This window comes from Veillonella sp. ZSJB6 (assembly GCF_051549505.1).
In the GTDB taxonomy this organism is placed as follows: domain Bacteria; phylum Bacillota; class Negativicutes; order Veillonellales; family Veillonellaceae; genus Veillonella.
The window spans coordinates 161,306-180,320 of record NZ_JBPUGE010000001.1; the positions used below are offsets into that span (position 1 = coordinate 161,306).

Genomic DNA, 19,015 nt, shown 5'->3' on the forward strand with positions numbered 1-19,015 from the left:
TGCACCCCAAAAATTGGACACAATTTTGGGAGGTGCAGTTCAATAAGTCAGTCCTCTTGGTTTTATATAATTATCTAAAGAATCTACCAATGAGTGGCATGCTTGCGCCATCGTTTTTATTAAGTCCTTTTAGAAGAACCATGATAATAACGTAGAGCAATAAGCCTTCGATACCTGTGAGTATGAAGTTAACCCACATTGGTAAGATATCTGTTAAGTAGTGGTAACTCATAAAGATGAGTATACCCATGACACCGGCACTGACCACATTTTTCCATAGAAGGGAAATATCGAGGAAGTAGCCTGTGTATTTTTTGATGTAAAATAAGTTGAGTAACGCTGCAAAACCAATATCAGCAACGGTTGCCCAAGCGGCACCGCCGATACCAAGCCATGGGATAGCCGTTAATGTCCAGTTAAGGATGACTTTGATTACTAACGCAATACCCATATTAATTACAGGAATACGCGGCTTGTTAAGACCTTGTAAGATACCTGTTGTTACTTGGTGTACACCAAGGAAGAAGATAGAGAACGCAGTGATTTGTGTAGCTAATTCTGCCTTAGGTGCATTATAAATCAAGGTAACTGTTGGGGCAGCTAAGACATATAATAGTACCGTAAATGGTACAGTAGCCATAAATGTCAATCTCATGGAGCCAGAGGTACGTTCATAAATACCTTGATGATCGCGTTTTGCAAAGGCATGAGAGATAGCTGGTACAATGCTTGTTGCTAGGGCCGCTGTAATAATGGTAGCTAAGTTGATGAGTGGCACTGCCATACCTGTAAGATAACCGAACAGTTCTGTTACTTCATTCATCGGGAAACCAGCATCTAAGAGTCGACGTGGTACGATGAGCAAATCGAGGTTGGCTGTCAATGGCAACATGATACTTGCTAAGGAAATTGGAATAGACAATGTTAAGAGTCGTGACAAAATTTCTTTAGCTGATTCACGAGGACCATCGTAGCTTTCACCAGTACTACTAGCCTTAGGCAATTTATAATAGTAGTACAAGAGCACTAGAAAGGCACCAAAGGCACCGACACCAGCACCTAAGCTAGCACCACCTGCAGCAGCCGGTAGACCATAAGGTAACAAGATTGCCGCAGCACCGAGCATGACGATAACACGTAATAGTTGTTCTACGATTTGGCTGACCGCCGTTGGCGTCATCATTTCATAGCCTTGGATATACCCGCGGAAGCAGGAAATCCACGTTACAAAGAATACTGCCGGAGCGAGCGCGATGATAGAGTAGTAGGCACGGCTTTCAGCAATGAGACCACTAGAGATCAACCAATCTGCACCAAAGTACATGGCAAGACTGGCGATAAAGCCTGTAATGGTTAACATTGTAAAAGATATATTGAATACTCTCTTAGCACCACCAAAGTCGTGTAAGGCTAATCGTTCTGCCGTCAAAATAGAGATGGCAATCGGCACACCTGCGCTCGAAATTTGTAATAGTAACAAATAGATAGGAAAGGCCATCTGGTAGATACCGATGCCTTCACCACCCAAGATACGGGATAGAAGAATCCAGTTAATACTACCGATGGCTTTCACTACGAAACCGGCAATGGTTAAAATTAAGGTTCCTTTTAAAAATCCACTAGCCATTGATTATAGTTTGTTGGAAGAACCCAATACATTTTTAATTTTGTGAGCTACCATGCCTTTAATAGCATCACGAGCAGGTCCTAAGTATTTACGAGGGTCAAATTCGGATGGATTTTGAGCCAAGTATTCACGTACAGATGCAGTCATTGCAAGGCGAAGGTCTGTATCGATGTTGATTTTGCAAACTGCCATTTGAGCTGCTTTGCGAAGCATTTCTTCAGGTACGCCTTGTGCACCAGGAATGTTGCCACCAAATTCGTTACATTTTGCTACGAATTCAGGCAATACGGAGGATGCGCCATGCAATACGATAGGGAAGTTAGGCAACAATTCGCCAACTTTTTTCAAACGGTCAAAGTCAAGGTAAGGGTCGCCTTTGAATTTATAAGCACCGTGGCTAGTACCAATAGCAATTGCTAAGGAGTCTACGCCTGTAAGATGTACGAATTCAGCAGCTTGTTCTGGATCAGTGAAGCGAGCATCTGCATCGGATACGTTTACATCATCTTCAACGCCAGCCAAACGGCCCAATTCTGCTTCTACTACAACGCCATGAGCGTGAGCATATTCAACAACTTGTTTAGTAATTTTTACGTTTTCATCGAAGTCATGGTGAGATGCGTCGATCATAACGGATGTGAAACCACCATCTACACAGTCTTTACAGATTTCGAAGGAATCGCCGTGATCAAGGTGAAGAGCGATAGGTAAATTGCTATCTTCAAGAGCTGCTTCTACGAGTTTTACAAGGTAAATATGTTTAGCATATTTACGAGCACCTGCAGATACTTGCAAGATAAGAGGGGATTGTTCCTCTTTGGCTGCATCTACGATACCTTGTACGATTTCCATGTTGTTTACATTGAAAGCGCCAACAGCATAGCCGCCTTCATAGGCTTTTTTGAACATTTCTGTAGTAGTAACTAATGGCATGTTGTCCTCCTTGGCCATAGGGCCTGTCATATCATGTTATTAATACTGTGACTGCTAGTCTTTCTAGCGCATATGAGCTAGATGAAATACTAGTGTATTGCAATCATATATCAATTCAAGTTAAGTATATCAAGAAACACTATAAAGGGCCAATATTTTTTGTATAACTTATGCATAAATTTCGTCTAATTTTATGGCCCATGTGGGCTAATTTTTATGTATCGGTATTAATTTACCAGAAATACATTAGCTTAATTGGTGAGTAATGACTCCATATCCGATGGTATTGATGCCTGTAATTCTAGCCATTCATCCGTCATGGGATGGTAAAAGCTAACGCGCGATGCATGGAGTGCTTGACGTTGAATATATTGTAAGTGGCCACCATATAGGTCATCGCCAGCAAGTGGATATCCTAGTTGAGATAGATGGACCCGAATTTGATGCGTTCGACCTGTATGTAATAAACATTGCACATGGGTAAAGCATTGCTCAATCTTATTCTTTACAATGGTATTACTCTCAATGACAGTTATATCTGTATGAGCAGGCTTACCTTCATTCGTGCAGCAACGCTCGATAATACTACCTGATTTACGTCCTATAGGCCACTGTACGCTTATGTGATTAGTAGGTAATTGACCTTCTACTATAGCGTCGTAGTTTTTATGGAAATGAGTACGCTTTTTATCGAAAGCATGTTGGACTATAGAGGTTTTGGCGATGATAACAATTCCAGAGGTGTCTTTATCTAATCGATGGACAGGATGGAAATCATAATGCTGATTTGTCTCTTGGTAGTAATGTAGAACGCCGTTTGCTAAGGTATGATCTCGTACCGTTGAGGTGGGATGCATCAGAATACCTGCCTCTTTATTGATGACTAAAATATATTCATCTTCGTATACGATATCGAGGTCCATAGGGCTTAAACTAAACTCTTGTTCAGGGGTTAATTTCATAACGAGATGGTCACCTCCATGTACGAGGGTATTCCACGTTGCTGTATTTCCATTGACTGTTATAATGCCGTCATTTCGCAAACGCCGTCGCATACGTTGGGAAATATGCTGTTGTTTTATAATATGATTCATAGATTGGGTATGTACGTTGGAATCTACAATCAAGTCGATAATAGTTGCTGTTTTCATACATAGTATTATATCAAATAAATAATGGATGAAGAATTTTTCATAATTCGTTGTCTTTATAGAGTGCATATAGTATAATTTTTATTAATGTTTTTTATATATTTTTTATGTATTGGTGTTTTATTTATTTGAATGCTTTGGCAGTTCAATTTCTTAAAATCATATATTGATGAGTATATGGTTTGCTTTGTAAAAGGAGAGGTTTATGAAACTGAATAAGAAATCCTTATTAGTCGCTTGTGTGTTGGCGGCTATGTCTACAAGTGCTTTCGCAGCAACTACAACAACATCTACTAGCAGTAAAACTGTGACAAATCAAGATACACCGACATCTGCAAGTACGCGTGTAACTAGTGAGAAACATACAACAGCAACATCCTCTACTTCAGTTTCAACTATGGAAAAATCTAAAGCTAAATCTAGCGGTGTATCCGTATCGGTTGGTGCTGGACGCATGGCGGATTATGTTGTTGTGCCAATTCTTTCTGCTCAGCATCACCCTCCAGCGGCTCTTAAATCGATACAAGCAGTAATTGACAATGATAACTTTATTAAGTTGGGTCAATTGGCAACAGTAAAACAAAAAGGGAAATGGGGCGTAGTCGGTACAGACGGTAAAGTTTTGCTTGAACCACAGTATTTAGATATTGATCCATCATTATCTGCTGATGGTACATATTTTGCATATACTAAAAAAACATTAGAACATATTAACATTGATGGTTCTGTGATTTCTAGTGGTGTTGACACTTATGGTGAGCATGATAAAGATATTTTGGCACGTCGCGAAATGGTAAAAAATTTATCCAATGGCGATGTTAAAATAAACTCTATTTCTTATCCAAGTGATTCTTATACAGCCGTTTCTGTAAAAAATAAATGGGGTTTTGTAGATGCTTCTAACAAAACGGTGATTGAGCCACAATTTAAGGAAGTGTATACAAAATTTAGTGAAGATCGTGCCTTTGTAAAAAGCGCTAAAGGTAAAACTATAGCTATTGATGGTAGCGGCAATCCAATTTTTGAATCTCCTACAGACGATATTGATGAATTTAAGAATGGATTGGCCGAATATCGACGTCATATTAGTAAGTTTAATTTAGGTGGATTTTTAAGCATGGCTGTAGGCATAGGTTTAAGCAGTCAAGGTGGGATTTATTATGGTGATGCTTGGAACCCAGTTTATGATGGTGTAAAACGTGGTTATTTGGACCGCAGTGGCAATATCATCATTGATAGCAAGAATGATGCCGTATGGCCAATGACAGCTTATGGTACACTTGTTAAAAATCAAGGTAAATTAGGATTTATGAATCGTAATGGTGAGTATATTATTCAACCTGGTAATTATGATGCAGGGGAAATGGATACTATTAATGCTTTGTTAGTACTCATCAATAAAGATAATGGAAAAGCTGGTATTTTTAATTTAGAAACAGGAAAACAAGTTAATCCATTTGTATATGATTCAATTAATTTTGTAAGTGCTACTCGGATGGTGGCTACAAAAGGTGAAAGTAAATACTTAATTGATATGCAATCCGGTAATATTGTATTTACAACAACTAAGGATATGACAATAGATGTATTTGGTGGGGCCTATGCTTGGGTTCATAAAGGTTCTAACGATTATCAATTAATTGATGAGAGTGGTAAAGTTTTATTCCATGATAAGAATAAGTTGATTAGTAAAACTGTACCATTTAGACATGGTTATGGCGCAGTGAAGTCTAATGGAAAATGGGGTGTAATGAACTCCAACGGTGAATGGGTTGTTCAACCAATGTATGATGCAGTTAATGTGCTATAAATCGTATTTGGTCAAAATTTTCTATGTTTAATCTTTTGCGCTATTTGCTACGAACTCATAACAAATATTATAACTAAAATAATTGGTTCATTAAAAATTCATGATATGGTATACTGAGCCTATAATGTATAGTTATATGTTTTTATTTGTTTTTGGGGGTACATATGAAATCTTCTAAAGCACTTTTAAAATTATTGGTTGTTGGTTGTATTGGTTTGGGTTGCTTAATGCCGACAGTTGCGCATGGAGAAAATATTACAGGACAAGCTGCAGGGGAGAACTCTGTTGTAAAAACAGAGATGCCATCAGGTGTTAATCGTATTCAACTGTTAAAAAATGAAGATTCATCTTCAACTGTACGCACAAGTTCTATTATTAATGGTCATGCTTATATTCCTAAGGATACAAAGATTGAATTAGAATTAATTACTCCAATTAGTTCCAAACGAAGTAAAGAGGGGAATACTTTTAGATTAAAAACATTAGAAAATCTTCTTATAAATAATGTTGTAGTAATTCCAGCAAATCAAGAAGTACTGGGAACAATTACAAAGTCTAGAAAAAACGGTATGTTTGGCCGCAAAGGTAGATTAGAATTTAGCATAAATGAAATTAAAACTGTTAATGGAGTTACAGTTCCTCTCGATGCCCAAGTAAAAGGTAAAGGTCATTCTGATAATGGTGCTGTAGCTGTGGCTGCTGCTGTTAGCCTAGTTGGTGGCTTATTTATGAAGGGGACAAACATTTACTATGAACCAGGCCAAAAGTTTGTTGCTGTGGTAGCTGCTGATACAGATTTAAATACAACAGTAGAAGATCTTCCAAATGCTATGAACCCAAGTAAACCATCTGGACAAAATATTGTGTTGCCAACAAGATAGATTAAGATTCATATGAAAATATTATAGTGATTAAATATCCGGTATCGATAGATTGTATCTGTTGGGTACCGGATATTTTGTTTTTTGAAATAGCTAATACTTACTTTTCTTTATAGTCTGAATAATCCTTCTATGATTAATAATAGTTATAATTAAAAAAATCGATTTACCTAGAAAATAAGCGTGTTATAAGGTATAATTATAGAGATATATTCCGATTTGGTGTACATTTACACTTTCACTTGGAATATGAGGATGATGAAAGTAATGCTATGAACCCCATGCCCAACGGGTTCAGGTGTAGGAGGTATAAAATGGCTAAAGATTGTTCCTTTGACGTTGTGTCCGAAGTGGATATGCAGGAAGTAGATAATGCGGTAAACCAAGCGAAAAAAGAGATTGGTACTCGTTATGATTTCCGTGGCTCCAAAGCGGAAATTAGTCTTGAAGGTGACACTATCAAAATCATCGGTGATGATGAATATAAATTGAATGCCATTATCGATGTTTTAAAAGGCAAAATGGTTAAACGTAATGTAGCAATTAAAAATCTTGACTACGGTAAGGTTGAACCAGCAGCTGGTGCCACAGTTCGCCAAATCATTACTATTAAAAAAGGCATTACTAAAGAAAATGCTAAAGAAGTAGTAAAAGCAATCAAAAACATGAAAATTAAGGTACAAGCATCTATCCAAGAGGATCAAGTGCGCGTATCTGGTAAGGACAAAGACGATTTGCAAGCCGTTATTCAAATGTTAAAACAATTGGATATTCCTGTAGAATTGCAATTCGTTAACTTCCGTTCCTAATAATATATGTCCATAAAGATAGGGTTAGTTTGATTTCATAGGATCGCTAACCCTATCGGTGTAGGAGGCCTTATGAGAGTAGAGGACATGAAGGGTGGCTATACCACAGGTTCATGTGCTACGGCAGGTATGAAAGCTGGTTTGTTGGCCCTCTTAGATAAGAACATCGTGGACCAAGTGGTCATTGAGAATCCTCAAGGTCAGTACATTGAGGTGCCTATTAAAGCCGTAGAGGTACTATCTGATACAGAGGCTAAGGTGACCGTTATGAAAGACGGCGGCGATGATCCGGATGTAACCCATGGCAATGATGTGGAGACGACAGTGACACTTGATGATACTGGTGAACTACGATTCCGAGCAGGCTTTGGCGTTGGGACGGTAACTAAACCGGGCCTTGCTATGCCGCCAGGAGAACCAGCCATCAATCCAGGACCTCGAGCGATGATGAAAATCGTCTTTGACGAGCATTGTGTGCATGGTCAAGGTGTAACGGTAACGGTGAGCGTGCCAAATGGTATGGTTTTAGCTAAGAAAACCTTAAATCATACACTCGGTATCGAAGGTGGTATTTCTATTATTGGAACCACTGGTATCGTTAAGCCCATGAGTGAAGAAGGATTCAAAAACTCGTTGGTGCCTCAGTTGAAAGTTATGAAAGCCAATGGCTGTGAAACGGCTGTTCTCGTGCCAGGCCGTATTGGTCAGGATCTTGCGGAGCAAGTTCTGGGTATTCATAAGAACCAAATGGCAGAAACGAGTAATTTTATCGGCTTTATGCTCGAAAAAGCCGTTGAAATTGGCTTCAAGCGTATCTTGATCATCGGTCATATTGGTAAGCTAATCAAATTAGCTAGTGGTAGTTTCCACACCCACAATCGCATGAGTGATGGCCGCATGGAAAGTATCGTAGCTTATGCTGCTTTAGAAGGGGCATCCCAAGCGGTGTGTGAAGAGTTATTTAATTGCCAAACCACAGAGTCTACGTTCCCTATTTTGGAGCGCGAAGGACTGAATGGTGTATACCAACGCGTTGTAGATCGTGCATCTTTGCGTAGTGAGCGATATATTGCTAACGAGGCAGAGGTAGGTATCATTATTACCACTTTAAAAGGTGAGATTTTGGCAATGGATAAGCATGCTAAAGAGATAGGAGAGCTTGAACAATGGCACATACCTTGTATATCGTAGGCATTGGTCCAGGTAATCCTGATTATGTGGTACCTAAAGGCCTTAATTTAATTAAACATGCTACAGTATTGGTCGGTAGCGAACGGTCCTTAGAGGACTTTCAAGAGCCTGGCCAAATTACATATCCTGTAACAGGTAAGCTTAGCCTGCTAGCTGAGCAAATTGAGCGTGAGCTCAACCATCATGACGTTGTCGTTATGGTAAGTGGTGATACAGGCTACTATAGCTTGTTGCCATATTTAAAGAAGAAATTCCCTGCCAATCCTATTGAGGTTGTGCCAGGCATTAGTTCTATGACCTTTGCCTTTGCTCGACTCAATGAGGTGTGGCATGATGCGGATTTAATGAGCTTTCACGGTCGCCAACCAGCGCCTGAAAAACTCGTGTATGAAGCAGGTAAAAAGATGGGGTTCTTGACGGATCCTGAATATAATCCAGCGCATATTGCGCGTATTTTAATAGATGCAGGTTGGCCAAAAGAAACGAGAGCAGCAGCCCTTGAGCGCTTGAGCTATGATGATGAAAAAATTGTAGACTCCACGCTAGAGGTATTAACTGAGCTTGAAGGCTTTGGTCATTCTGTAATGGTGGTATTAGGATGAGACATTTTTTCGGAATTCCTGATGAGGAATTTATCCGCGGCGACGTGCCGATGACGAAATGCGAGATTCGCAAAGCCGTTATGAACGAGGCACGCATCGAGGAGGATAGCATTGTCCTTGACGTTGGTGCTGGTACAGGCTCTATTTCTATTGAAGCAGCCTTAGCAGCTCCTAAAGGGCATGTATATGCGATTGAGCGCTTTGATAAAGGCATCGACCTTATCAATGAAAACATGAAGAAATTCAATGTAAATAATATGACAGTTATTAAGTCCAAAGCTCCTGAAGGTATGGAAGAATTACCTGAGCTTGATGCGGTTATTATCGGCGGTAGCGCTGGCGGTATGACAGGCATTATGGACGAGGCACAACGTCTATTAAAAATTGGTGGCCGTTTAGTTGTAACTGCTGTAACAATGGAAACTGGTTATACAATCCTTAAAGAGTTGAAAGGTCGTCCTTTCACCTATGAAGGTTACCAAATGTCCATTAGCCGTTACCGCAAGGCTGGTCCCTATCATTTGTTAGACCCATTGAGTCCAATTTTCATTGTATCTGCAACGCGTATCGCAGAAGGAGAGTAATATGGTTGACGTACATATCGTAGGCGCAGGCCCTGGAGATCCCGAGTTAATTACTCGCAAAGGGTATCGTTTAGTGCAAGAGGCAGACGTTGTTATTTACGCTGGCTCCTTGGTAAACCCTGCCATTTTAGAGGCTTGTAAACCAAGCTGTGAAATTCATAACAGTGCTACTATGAACCTTGATGAGGTGTTAGCTGTTATGAAAGCTTCTGTTGAGGCTGGTAAAAGTGTAGTTCGTCTTCACACAGGTGACCCTGCTATTTACGGTGCTATTCAAGAACAAATGGATGCACTCGCTGGCATGGGCATTTCTTATGAAGTCGTACCAGGCGTAAGTTCTTTCCTTGCTACAGCAGCAGCTTTGAAACAAGAATATACATTGCCAAATGTATCTCAAACAGTAATTATTACGCGTATGGAAGGCCGTACACCAATGCCTCCAAAGGAAAAATTGCGCATGTTAGCAGCTCATGAAGCGACAATGTGTATTTTCCTTAGCGTTCAAATGTTAGATAAAGTAGTGGCTGAACTTATCGAAGGCGGTTATGACAAAACGACTCCAGTGGCTATCGTGGTAAAAGCGTCTTGGCCAGACCAACGCATTATCCGCGGCACATTGGAAACTATTGCGGACATCGTAGCAAAAGAAGGCGTATTGCGCCAAGCTATGATCGTAGTAAGCCATGTATTAGATAGTGAATACGAATTATCTAAACTCTACGACAAAGGCTTTGCTCACATGTACCGCAGTGCTAAGGACTAGTATGATGAAAGAACTAGAAACTGTTGCATCTACGACTGGAGCTAAGAAGAATAGAACGGCTATTCTCTCTGTATCTGAACGAGGTGCAAAGCTAGGTCAACGCATCAAGTCTTTGGTGGCTCCCCATGCGGATTGCTTTGAAAAGGAAAACCGTCCCTCCGGTGGTGAGGCTATTTATTTCGATTCCCTCAAAAATCATATTGGACAGATTTTCAAGGATTACGACCAAGTACTGTGTATTATGGCACTTGGTATTGTAGTGCGCATGATCGCACCATATATTGAGCATAAATCAAAGGATCCTGCAGTAGTCGTAATGGACGAAGTAGGACATCATGTGATTAGCTTATTGTCTGGTCACCTTGGGGGCGCCAACGAATGGACGCAGTCCATTTCGCTGGCCATCGATGCGGACCCTGTTATTACAACTGCTACGGATGTAAACGGGTTGCCAGCGCCTGACGTGTTGGCGCGCCACGAGCATCTGTTGGTAGATGATTTTCAAACCTTAATCAATGTGAACTCTGCCATCGTTGGGGGAGAACAGGTTGATTATTATATCGATGCAAGCTTACCAAATGCTGAGCATTTAGAGAAAGCGGCGAAAGCTCATATTGGTGAACATGGTGTGGTTCATGTTGTTTCTTTGAATCAACTAGAGTCTATTCCATGTAAGAATGAAAGCACTGAGGACGGTGCTTCTCGCGTAGTCATTACGGACAAAGTAATTACCGAGTATGGACATCAATTGATTTTGCGCCCTCGTACGTATACGATGGGCATTGGCTGTCGCCGAGATACGCCGAAGGAATTAATTCTTGATGCCATACAACAGTCGCTAGCAGCACATAAGCTTTCACCAAAGAGCCTTGTAACGGCTGCATCGGTCATCGTTAAACAAGATGAAGTAGGCCTCTTAGAGGCCATGCAAATTATGGGGTGGCCTATCGTGTTCTATACACAGGACGAGATGGCACCACTTATTAAAGAAGAAGATTTAAAAGAATCTAATTTTGTAAAAGGAACTATAGGAGTAGGAAACGTATGCGAGACAACGGCATTACTAGCGGCCAAGAGCCGAACACTAATACAGCACAAAACAATTTATCCCAAAACAACGGTAGCCATTGCACAGGTAACATCAAAGTAATCGGCATTGGCCCTGGCGATGAAGAGTTTATGACACCTCAAGCGCGCGAAGCTATCTTAGCAGCTGACCGCGTGGTAGGTTATTTGACATACCTTGACTTGATTAAAGACCTCATCGAAGGTAAAGAAACTGTAGGTACTGCAATGATGCAAGAAGTAGATCGTTGTCAACAAGCAGTTGATTTAGCAGTAGAAGGTCATCAAGTAGTTGTAGTATCCTCTGGTGACTCTGGCGTATACGGTATGGCAGGTCTTGTGTTGGAGCTTGCTAATAAAGTACCAGCAGAAAAACGTCCTTCCGTAGATATCGTACCTGGCCTTAGTGCTGTAAACGTTGCAGCATCCGTATTAGGTGCACCATTGATGCATGACTTTGCAGTTATTTCCTTGAGCGACTTGATGACGCCATGGGATCTTATCAAAAAACGTGCAGACCTTTGTGCACAAGGTGATATGGTTATCTCTTTGTACAACCCACGCAGTAAAAAACGTGTTACACATTTAGATGAAGTTCGCGAAATCGTTCTTAAATACCGCGACCCTAAAACACCTGTTGGAATCGTGCAAAAAGCAGGTCGCCCAGGTCAACATATGGTAATCTCTGATCTTGAAAACTTCACAAATGAAGAAGTAGATATGCAAACACTTGTTATCATCGGTAACAGCCAAACCTATGTTGAAAATGGTCGCATGATTACACCTCGAGGCTACAAATTATGATTTGGGTCATTGCCGGCACTTTGGATGGTCGTACCTTAGCGGTAGAAATCCAAAAACGAACTGGCGAAGATGTGCTTGTTACGGTTGTAAGTCAATATGGTGCAGAGCTTGCTGCTCATAAAGGTATTAGCGTACATACGGGCCGTCTTGACCAAGAGGCTATGCAAGACTTAATTAAGAAGCACAATGTGCGCCTATTAATCGATGCAAGCCATCCGTATGCTGCTATCGTTACGGCTACGGCTCAAGAGGCAGCAAAAGCTAAAGGTATTCCTTTTGTTCGTTTCGAACGTAAAGAGGTACCATTGCCAGATTATGATAAATTGCATATCGTAGTGGACGAAGTAGAAGCAGCTAATCTAGCAGGTAAATTAGCGAAGGAAAATAATAGCCATGTGTATTTGACTACAGGCAGTAAAACAATGCACATCTTTGCTAAATCTGAAGCCTTGCAAGATTGCGAAGTATGGACCCGCATTTTACCTACTGCAGAGGTGTTACAAATGATGGAAGACCTCAATGTAAGTCCAAAACGCATTGTCGCTGTACAAGGTCCATTCTCTTACGATATGAACCGCATCATGTTCCACGATACAAAGGCTAGCGTTGTAGTTATGAAAAACTCTGGCCTTGTGGGTGGTGCTGATACAAAATTACAAGCCGCTATGGATCTTGGAATCCATGTTATTGTTATCGATCGTCCACGTGTTAAAATTGAAAGTCACGTGGTGTCATCTAATGATGAATTTTTCAAATTATGGGAGGACACTAATGGATTACGTTAAAAATCCTAAAGCCATTGAAGATAAAAGTATGGAAATCATTTACGATTATGTAAAAGATTTGGGTTTAACAGATGATGAAGTACGCGTAGTATCTCGTACTGTTCATGCGTCTGGCGACGTTGAATACGCTCAACTCGTAAAAATGAGCCCTGATGCTGTTCAAAAAGGTATCGAAGCATTAGATAATGGTGCAGATATTTATACAGATGTGGAAATGGTTCGCACAGGTATTTCTAAACCAGCTCTTAAAATTCGCGGCAACGAAGTACATTGCTTAATTAAAGATGAAAATGTAGCTAAAATGGCTAAAGAATTAGGCGTAACACGTTCCATCGCAGCTATGCGTACATTTGGCAAACAATTAGAAGGCCAAATCGTTGCTATTGGTAATGCGCCAACTGCATTGTACGAAGTATTGCGTTTAGCTCTTGAAGAAGGCGTTAAACCAGCTCTTATCATTGGTATCCCTGTAGGCTTCGTAGGTGCTGCAGAATCCAAAGATTATTTGATGGAAGTATCCCCAGTTCCTTACATCACTGTAAAAGGTAACAAAGGTGGTAGCCCAATTGCTGCTTCCGTATGTAATGCATTGCTTTACACAGACGTAAAACGCAATGACATGCTCTTCGTAGAAGGCAAAGAGTCTAAATAATACAAAACCCGAATCGTATTTTTGTAGTTCTGCGATTCGGGTTTTACTGTATATATTTTTCACAATAATTGCTAAACATAGTCAAATATAATGTATTAGATCTCTTATAATGTAGTTAATTTTTGAGAGGGGGGTTCATATGGCATCAAGTAATGAACGAAAATTATTTCGCGTATCAGTGATTTGTATCTTAATCATCGCCGTTATTACGAGCATGATTATATCTCTTATTTGGGGATCAACACCCGTATCATTAGCTGAGATTTGGCATACATTATGGTCTAGTGAGCTAACTGATACATCTTCACAAATTATTTGGAATATTCGATTGCCTCGCAATATTGTAGCTGCGTTAGTGGGGGCTTGTCTAGCTGTATCTGGTGCGATTTTACAAGCAGTTATGAAAAATCCCCTAGCAGATCCACAGATTGTAGGGGTATCCTCTGGTGCTGGATTAGCTGGTGTTATCATATTTATTTTATTTCCTGGGTATGACCATATAGTTCCGTTGGTAGCCTTTTTAGGTGCTATGGCTGCGGCGATGATGGTATATGCTCTTGCTTGGAAGAATGGTGTACGCCCAAGCCGTATCATCTTGGCTGGTGTTGCAGTGGCTGCTTTTTTAGGCTCTGGTATTTCTGCACTACTTGTATTCTATGGAGATCGTGTGCAAGGAGCCTTACTTTGGATGGTTGGGGGACTGGCTGCACGCAGTTGGCCTCAAGTAGAGGTTCTGTTCCCATACGCTATAGTAGGTCTTATTTTTGCTTGCTTAGGAGCTAAACGACTTACCATTTTAAGTTTAGGTGACGAAACAGCAAAGGGATTAGGCCTTAAGGTAGAGCAAACGCGGTTTGTTATGACTGCTGTTGCGGCTCTATTGGCAGCAGGCGCCGTTAGTATTGCGGGCTTGATTGGTTTTGTAGGCCTCGTAATCCCTCATATGTTGCGTTTAATCATCGGTAATGATTATGCGTATTTACTTCCTGGCTCCGCATTATTAGGTGCACTTGTCCTCGTTGTTAGCGATACGGTAGGGCGTGTTATGTGGAGCCCAATCGAGGTACCGGTTGGCATTATTATGGCATTCTTTGGGGCGCCATTCTTCTTATATTTATTGAGGAGGGATAACTAATGAATACGGCTATTGATGTAAAACAGTTATCCGTAACTCTCGGTGAGCGTCATATTTTACATGATATTAATGTATCGGTTCCTGTTGGTAAAATAACGACCTTAATAGGGCCTAATGGTTGTGGTAAAAGTACACTCTTACGTTCTATGATTGGATATATTCATAGTCCTCGTGAATGTGTGACTATTTTAGGTAAACCATTACAGTCGTATTCACAAAATGAATTGGCACGTCAAATGGCGTTTCTGCCACAAGTGCCTAATATGCCAAAGGATATGACCGTAGAAGAATTGGTATATTGTGGACGGTATCCATACCAAAATTGGTGGAAAAACACGGCTAAAGAAGATCGTGAAATCGTTGACTATGCGTTACATATCACGAAAACGAATCATTTGAGAGAACAATTAATCCCATCCCTATCTGGTGGCGAACGGCAACGCGTTTGGATTGCTATGGCACTAGCACAGCAACCAAAATTATTAGTCTTAGACGAACCAACAACGTATTTAGATATTAATCACCAATTAGAAATTATGGAGTTATTGAAACGCTTAAATAAGGAACAAAATTTAACCGTTCTCATGGTACTTCACGAACTAACACAGGCGGTTCAATATTCACATCATATGGCTGTTATAAAAGAAGGGTATTTAGTAACGTCAGGAGAAACAAATAAAATAATATCGGATGAGTTGTTTAGAGATGTTTTCTCTGTAGATGTACAACTTGATACATTTGATAATAAAAGATATGTGCGCGTAAAAGGATTAGTTGAGTAGCTTGATATTAATAAAAAAGAGGGCATTCCCTATTTGGGGGATGCCCTCTTTCGCATGATGCAATATGTTAGAATGTAACATTAATACCATAGGCTTCTTTAACTAAACGTGCCATAGCTTCTGGTGTTTGTAGACCTGGGTTTAATAGGAATAGTTTAGATGGTAAATATATTACGCGGTTATTTTGTACAGCTTTTAAATTAGCCCATGCAGGATTATCTGTCATAGCTTGTTTCATAGCTTTTGTAATTTCTTCTTCTTTACCCATTGTAACAACGAAGATAATATCAGGATTATCTGCCGTCAATGTTTCAAGAGAGTAAGGGACAGTTTTATCCTTGGTTGTACCCTCTAGGTGGGAGGCAACAACATTTGTCATACCTAGTTCTTTGACCATAGATGCAGTTACCGCTTCGTCGGTTTCGGCTGTCACACCTTTACCGGTAGCACGTAATACAGCCACACGTGCAGGTTGTTGGTTTTTAATAGCATCTTTTACCTTTTGAATGTTGCTTTCATAGGTTGCAATAACGGATTTAGCCTTATCTTGATGGTTTGTTAACTCACCAAGGAATGTTAGCATTGGTACATTATCCTTGATGCCATCGTAATTAAAAAGCACTGCTGGAATATTGTTAGATTGTAATTGGGATTCATATTTTTTATGTTGATTTACTAAACCCAATACCACATCTGGCTTCAAGCCTAATAGTTGTTCCATGTTGATATTAGCCGTTTGACCTAATGCAGGTAATGCTTCTAAATCTGGAGCTAATTTATCTGTTGTGCTAGCACGGGAGATAGCCTTGCCATCCACTGCGTATAGCATGGACAATACAGAGTTTGAAAGAACAGCGATGCGTTGCGGATCCTTTGGTACAGTGTAGGTTTCACCATTAAAGGTAAGTTCCTTCGTAGTAGCAGAAGAGCTGGATGTGGATTTACCACACCCAGCTATTGCTAGTACAACCATGACCAAAGCTAGACTACAGAGTAGTAATTTTTTCATGATGTACTCCTATGTACGTTATATAACGATACTAGTTAAATTGTAGATTGATTATTTTTGTAATGCGTCCCAAGATTCGTTAGCACGTTCAACGAATAAGTTACGGATGTTAGGGTTTTCACCTAAGCCATGGATGTAAGTGTCAACTTTGAAGCCTTCTTTTTGAAGGATGGATTTATGGGAATCTGGTTCGGCACCAGCCATGTCGTTGTTTGCATGGTCGCCAGCAACCATCATGAATGGCATCAATGTAACATGTTTAATACCATGTAATTTCAATTGAGGGATAACTTGTTCAAGATTTGGAGTACCTTCTACTGTGTAGATAAATACATTTTTCATACCAAGAGTATGGATACGGTCTTGAATTACAGAATAATAAGCATTGGAAGGATCTGGAGTACCATGAGCCATGATAAGAAGAGCGTCTTCTTTGCCTAATTTAGGGAATTGAGATTGAACAGCTTTTAATGTTTCAATAACTTGGTCAGTTTGGTTTTCTTGACCCATCCAGTACATAAGAGATGTACCAAGTGTCATTTTTTTGAAATTATCTTTGTACAAATTATATACTGCTGCATCGTAGTTGTATTCCATACCAGGGATTACATCAAGGGATGCTAATGCAACGCGAGTGTAACCGTCTTTTTTGAGTTCAGCCAAAGCTTCTTCAGGAGTTGGGTAAGTAATACCTTCTTTTTGTTGGATACGATCACGAATGATATGGCTTGTGAAAGCTGTAACTACTTTTGTGTTTGGATGAGCTGCTTTAATAGCATCTACAGTTGCATCGATTGTTTTCGCACGAGTATCTTTATAAGTTGTACCAAAGCTCATAACAACGATAGCATCTTTGTTTGGCAAGTTTTGTAAAGCTTCAGTATTGTGTGTACGAACACCAATTGCAGCAGCTTCTTTCAATGCTGGAGTAGGATCTTTTACTTCATCATTTAATTGGTATGCTGCATGAGATACAACAGGGGCACCAACGGATACTGCAAGACCTAGAATAGCGGATGCTAATGCTAATTGTTTTTTCATTTTAATACTCCTATCCATAACTTAACTACAAGTCTATGCAATGATCTATGTAATCTGGATAATTTTATATAAAAGATATAGTTTATAGATTACTATAGATATATTGCATATATATAACCTTAAGCCAATCGTAACAAAGGAACATAGGGGTGTCAATAAACCCCATACCCCTAGAAGTATAGGAAAATTAAGGGTTTTTAAGCAATTTATGTGATGAATATAGTATAGTATTAGCTTTTATAATTATATTCTTTTTGGTTATAAGGATATGAATATGTGAATACATGAGTAGTTGTATTCCTTATTAAATGAAAATTTTGATATTATTTCTCATTGACTTATATTCGTGAATCTTGTACTATTATTACATAGTAGTTGATAACAATTTTCAGTTATGAAAATTGTATCATGTATGAGCGATATGGAGGTCACATATGAAAGGCATAATTATTGCATCCTTTGGATCAATTTATCAAGATGCTGTGGAGAAATCCATCGGCAGTATAGAGAAAAAAGTACGTTCCATGTATAGCGATATGGAGGTACGTCGTGTATTTTTATCTGATGCATTAGTAGAGAAGTGGAATGAGAAGTATGATGATAAGATTTCTTCTTTCACAGAGGCTATGCAGGATTTTGCTCGCATGGGCATCGATGAGGTATACATTCAACCTGTAACATTGGTAGCAGATCAGTGTTACCAACAAATGCGTAAACAAGCATTAAAGTTTTTACATAGCAATGAATATGGTTTCATACAAGTGAATATTGGTAAACCATTGCTTACATCATTAGGGGTAAAGAATTATGCCGATGATTATGAAGCTACATTAGAAAGCATTGTGCGTCATGTTAATACAAAGGCACTTAATAAATCTGTAGTACTCATGGCAAATGGTCAAAACCAATTAGAGTTTAGTACATTGCAATTGAAAGCTATGTATGGTGCAGCGCCAAATGTAGTAGTATTTACTACAAACGGTTTCCCTACATTTAAACAAGCGCTTACATTATTAGACCGTATGGGCCATAAAGATTTACTAGTAGTACCATTAGCTCTCATTGGTTCTACACATTTGATGGACTACCTTGGCGGTGACCGCTCTGATTCCATTTATGCATTGCTTGCTGAAGAAGGATACAATGTAGATATTTGGAATGAAGGCCTTGGTGAAAATCCTTATGTACAAGATTTATTCTTGAAACATTTAGGTCAAGCGATTCGCATGTCCGACAGGAAGCGTCCCATGCCCCGTGAATCTGTAAAACCTGTTATGACGAACTCTCGCATGGAAGTGCAAGGTATGATTTCTTAATTTAATCTCTCACATAATTAGACATACATCTCATCACACTCCTTTACATAAGTAAAAGTCCTCCTTGTTGGAAAT

The 19,015-nt window shown here is 39.7% G+C and carries 19 protein-coding genes; 14 read left to right on the forward strand and 5 right to left on the reverse strand.

Annotated features, from left to right (window positions below):
- Positions 1-70: 70 nt before the first annotated feature.
- The 3 genes from ACSV5T_RS00735 to ACSV5T_RS00745 form a co-directional block, all read right to left on the reverse strand.
- Positions 71-1,627 (reverse strand): putative polysaccharide biosynthesis protein, encoded by a 1,557-nt coding sequence (locus tag ACSV5T_RS00735; protein ID WP_438319997.1) that lies wholly within the window; start codon positions 1,625-1,627, stop codon positions 71-73.
- Between the two features lie 3 nt (positions 1,628-1,630).
- Positions 1,631-2,560 carry a class II fructose-1,6-bisphosphate aldolase gene (fba, locus tag ACSV5T_RS00740; RefSeq protein ID WP_077708526.1) on the reverse strand — a complete coding sequence of 310 codons (930 nt, stop codon included), beginning with the start codon at positions 2,558-2,560 and terminating at the stop codon, positions 1,631-1,633.
- Between the two features lie 251 nt (positions 2,561-2,811).
- Positions 2,812-3,711, reverse strand: a complete 900-nt coding sequence (locus ACSV5T_RS00745; protein WP_438319999.1) for an RluA family pseudouridine synthase — start codon at positions 3,709-3,711, stop codon at positions 2,812-2,814.
- Between the two features lie 205 nt (positions 3,712-3,916).
- Between ACSV5T_RS00745 and ACSV5T_RS00750 the strand changes: the two genes are divergently transcribed.
- From ACSV5T_RS00750 to ACSV5T_RS00810, 13 genes are all read left to right on the forward strand, one after another.
- Positions 3,917-5,521, forward strand: a complete 1,605-nt coding sequence (locus ACSV5T_RS00750; protein WP_438320000.1) for a WG repeat-containing protein — start codon at positions 3,917-3,919, stop codon at positions 5,519-5,521.
- 152 nt (positions 5,522-5,673) lie between these two features.
- Positions 5,674-6,402, forward strand: coding sequence for a hypothetical protein (locus tag ACSV5T_RS00755; RefSeq protein WP_438320001.1), 729 nt, complete (start codon positions 5,674-5,676; stop codon positions 6,400-6,402).
- Positions 6,403-6,716: 314 nt separating this feature from the next.
- A complete protein-coding gene (locus ACSV5T_RS00760) occupies positions 6,717-7,211 on the forward strand; it encodes a YajQ family cyclic di-GMP-binding protein (protein ID WP_004696277.1) in 495 nt (164 codons plus the stop codon).
- 72 nt (positions 7,212-7,283) lie between these two features.
- The gene (gene cbiD / locus ACSV5T_RS00765) at positions 7,284-8,402 is read left to right on the forward strand and encodes a cobalt-precorrin-5B (C(1))-methyltransferase CbiD (RefSeq protein ID WP_296007218.1); all 1,119 of its coding nucleotides are present in this window, start codon (positions 7,284-7,286) and stop codon (positions 8,400-8,402) included.
- Complete coding sequence (gene cbiE / locus ACSV5T_RS00770) at positions 8,378-9,004, forward strand: precorrin-6y C5,15-methyltransferase (decarboxylating) subunit CbiE (protein ID WP_298632213.1); 627 nt, start codon at positions 8,378-8,380, stop codon at positions 9,002-9,004. Before cbiD ends, cbiE begins: the two co-directional genes overlap by 25 nt.
- Positions 9,001-9,588 carry a precorrin-6Y C5,15-methyltransferase (decarboxylating) subunit CbiT gene (gene cbiT, locus ACSV5T_RS00775; RefSeq protein WP_054748358.1) on the forward strand — a complete coding sequence of 196 codons (588 nt, stop codon included), beginning with the start codon at positions 9,001-9,003 and terminating at the stop codon, positions 9,586-9,588. Before cbiE ends, cbiT begins: the two co-directional genes overlap by 4 nt.
- Position 9,589: 1 nt before the next feature.
- Entirely contained in the window at positions 9,590-10,351 is a 762-nt protein-coding gene (cobM, locus tag ACSV5T_RS00780) for a precorrin-4 C(11)-methyltransferase (RefSeq protein WP_024064141.1), read from the forward strand.
- Positions 10,352-10,355: 4 nt separating this feature from the next.
- Positions 10,356-11,501 carry a cobalt-precorrin 5A hydrolase gene (locus tag ACSV5T_RS00785; protein ID WP_287514961.1) on the forward strand — a complete coding sequence of 382 codons (1,146 nt, stop codon included), beginning with the start codon at positions 10,356-10,358 and terminating at the stop codon, positions 11,499-11,501.
- A gap of 29 nt (positions 11,502-11,530) precedes the next feature.
- Positions 11,531-12,220: a precorrin-3B C(17)-methyltransferase gene (gene cobJ, locus ACSV5T_RS00790; RefSeq protein WP_004696265.1), complete on the forward strand. Its 690-nt coding sequence runs from the start codon at positions 11,531-11,533 to the stop codon at positions 12,218-12,220.
- Positions 12,217-13,005 carry a precorrin-6A reductase gene (gene cobK, locus ACSV5T_RS00795; protein WP_438320002.1) on the forward strand — a complete coding sequence of 263 codons (789 nt, stop codon included), beginning with the start codon at positions 12,217-12,219 and terminating at the stop codon, positions 13,003-13,005. The genes cobJ and cobK overlap by 4 nt, the downstream gene beginning before the upstream one ends.
- The gene (locus ACSV5T_RS00800; RefSeq protein ID WP_024045186.1) at positions 12,992-13,657 is read left to right on the forward strand and encodes a precorrin-8X methylmutase; all 666 of its coding nucleotides are present in this window, start codon (positions 12,992-12,994) and stop codon (positions 13,655-13,657) included. The genes cobK and ACSV5T_RS00800 overlap by 14 nt, the downstream gene beginning before the upstream one ends.
- A gap of 139 nt (positions 13,658-13,796) precedes the next feature.
- Entirely contained in the window at positions 13,797-14,792 is a 996-nt protein-coding gene (locus ACSV5T_RS00805; RefSeq protein ID WP_438320003.1) for a FecCD family ABC transporter permease, read from the forward strand.
- On the forward strand, positions 14,792-15,574 hold the full coding sequence (locus tag ACSV5T_RS00810; RefSeq protein ID WP_295822918.1) for an ABC transporter ATP-binding protein: 783 nt from the start codon (positions 14,792-14,794) through the stop codon (positions 15,572-15,574). Before ACSV5T_RS00805 ends, ACSV5T_RS00810 begins: the two co-directional genes overlap by 1 nt.
- Before the next feature lie 67 nt (positions 15,575-15,641).
- Here the strand turns inward: ACSV5T_RS00810 and ACSV5T_RS00815 are convergent, their stop codons facing one another.
- Positions 15,642-16,583 carry an ABC transporter substrate-binding protein gene (locus tag ACSV5T_RS00815; RefSeq protein WP_298632221.1) on the reverse strand — a complete coding sequence of 314 codons (942 nt, stop codon included), beginning with the start codon at positions 16,581-16,583 and terminating at the stop codon, positions 15,642-15,644.
- Positions 16,584-16,634: 51 nt separating this feature from the next.
- A complete protein-coding gene (locus ACSV5T_RS00820) occupies positions 16,635-17,624 on the reverse strand; it encodes a sirohydrochlorin cobaltochelatase (protein WP_295805181.1) in 990 nt (329 codons plus the stop codon).
- Between the two features lie 434 nt (positions 17,625-18,058).
- Between ACSV5T_RS00820 and ACSV5T_RS00825 the strand changes: the two genes are divergently transcribed.
- On the forward strand, positions 18,059-18,940 hold the full coding sequence (locus tag ACSV5T_RS00825; protein WP_438320005.1) for a sirohydrochlorin cobaltochelatase: 882 nt from the start codon (positions 18,059-18,061) through the stop codon (positions 18,938-18,940).
- The last annotated feature ends 75 nt before the right edge of the window (positions 18,941-19,015 follow it).

What these genes read in the sequence shown, in the direction of transcription:
- ACSV5T_RS00735 (WP_438319997.1), bottom strand. Translation starts at nt 1,627, where the DNA reads ATGGCTAGTGGATTTTTAAAAGGAACCTTAATTTTAACCATTGCCGGT.
- fba (WP_077708526.1), bottom strand. Translation starts at nt 2,560, where the DNA reads ATGCCATTAGTTACTACTACAGAAATGTTCAAAAAAGCCTATGAAGGC.
- ACSV5T_RS00745 (WP_438319999.1), bottom strand. Translation starts at nt 3,711, where the DNA reads ATGAAAACAGCAACTATTATCGACTTGATTGTAGATTCCAACGTACAT.
- ACSV5T_RS00750 (WP_438320000.1), top strand. Translation starts at nt 3,917, where the DNA reads ATGAAACTGAATAAGAAATCCTTATTAGTCGCTTGTGTGTTGGCGGCT.
- ACSV5T_RS00760 (WP_004696277.1), top strand. Translation starts at nt 6,717, where the DNA reads ATGGCTAAAGATTGTTCCTTTGACGTTGTGTCCGAAGTGGATATGCAG.
- cbiD (WP_296007218.1), top strand. Translation starts at nt 7,284, where the DNA reads ATGAGAGTAGAGGACATGAAGGGTGGCTATACCACAGGTTCATGTGCT.
- cbiE (WP_298632213.1), top strand. Translation starts at nt 8,378, where the DNA reads ATGGCACATACCTTGTATATCGTAGGCATTGGTCCAGGTAATCCTGAT.
- cbiT (WP_054748358.1), top strand. Translation starts at nt 9,001, where the DNA reads ATGAGACATTTTTTCGGAATTCCTGATGAGGAATTTATCCGCGGCGAC.
- cobM (WP_024064141.1), top strand. Translation starts at nt 9,590, where the DNA reads ATGGTTGACGTACATATCGTAGGCGCAGGCCCTGGAGATCCCGAGTTA.
- ACSV5T_RS00785 (WP_287514961.1), top strand. Translation starts at nt 10,356, where the DNA reads ATGAAAGAACTAGAAACTGTTGCATCTACGACTGGAGCTAAGAAGAAT.
- cobJ (WP_004696265.1), top strand. Translation starts at nt 11,531, where the DNA reads ATGACACCTCAAGCGCGCGAAGCTATCTTAGCAGCTGACCGCGTGGTA.
- cobK (WP_438320002.1), top strand. Translation starts at nt 12,217, where the DNA reads ATGATTTGGGTCATTGCCGGCACTTTGGATGGTCGTACCTTAGCGGTA.
- ACSV5T_RS00800 (WP_024045186.1), top strand. Translation starts at nt 12,992, where the DNA reads ATGGATTACGTTAAAAATCCTAAAGCCATTGAAGATAAAAGTATGGAA.
- ACSV5T_RS00805 (WP_438320003.1), top strand. Translation starts at nt 13,797, where the DNA reads ATGGCATCAAGTAATGAACGAAAATTATTTCGCGTATCAGTGATTTGT.
- ACSV5T_RS00810 (WP_295822918.1), top strand. Translation starts at nt 14,792, where the DNA reads ATGAATACGGCTATTGATGTAAAACAGTTATCCGTAACTCTCGGTGAG.
- ACSV5T_RS00815 (WP_298632221.1), bottom strand. Translation starts at nt 16,583, where the DNA reads ATGAAAAAATTACTACTCTGTAGTCTAGCTTTGGTCATGGTTGTACTA.
- ACSV5T_RS00820 (WP_295805181.1), bottom strand. Translation starts at nt 17,624, where the DNA reads ATGAAAAAACAATTAGCATTAGCATCCGCTATTCTAGGTCTTGCAGTA.
- ACSV5T_RS00825 (WP_438320005.1), top strand. Translation starts at nt 18,059, where the DNA reads ATGAAAGGCATAATTATTGCATCCTTTGGATCAATTTATCAAGATGCT.